Origin of the sequence: Desulfonatronum sp. SC1 (assembly GCF_003046795.1) — a bacterium.
Taxonomy (GTDB): Bacteria; Desulfobacterota; Desulfovibrionia; order Desulfovibrionales; family Desulfonatronaceae; genus Desulfonatronum.
This window is the reverse complement of sequence record NZ_PZKN01000195.1, coordinates 1-416: the sequence shown is the minus strand read 5'-3', so window position 1 is coordinate 416 and position 416 is coordinate 1. Positions and strand designations below refer to the sequence as shown.

Annotated in this window: 1 pseudogene; it reads left to right on the top strand. The window is 50.0% G+C overall.

From position 1 onward, the window contains the following. Nucleotides 1-416: pseudogene (locus tag C6366_RS21265) on the top strand (hypothetical protein); the annotation flags it as partial.

Here is a 416-nt window from a genome sequence, read left to right as displayed (position 1 = left end):
TCTGGACATTGGACCAAAAGAGGATGGCTCCATTCCTGAAGAGCAGTTGGCTATACTTAAGGAGTTTGCCCGCTGGACCGGGAAGCACTCAGAGGCTATCTATGGCACACGCGCTGGAATGCCCGAAGGTCATTTCCCGGGATTGTCAGCTGTGAGCAAGGACCAGAAAACGCTTTTTCTGTACATCGACTACGCACCAAATCACCCGTTGACAATCCGTGGTGTTCGCTCAAAAGTGAAGGGCGCACGCGTGGTAGGGTGCGATACCAAACTAACTTACAAAACCGACCGGAAATCCGGTGATTTGACGATAGAAGTGCCTAAGTCGGTTATAGATCCAATGGTTACAGTTATTGCGCTTGATTTAAGCAAGCCTTTGGAGTTGGGAGAGGTTGCTGTGTCGCACTCGCTAAAAG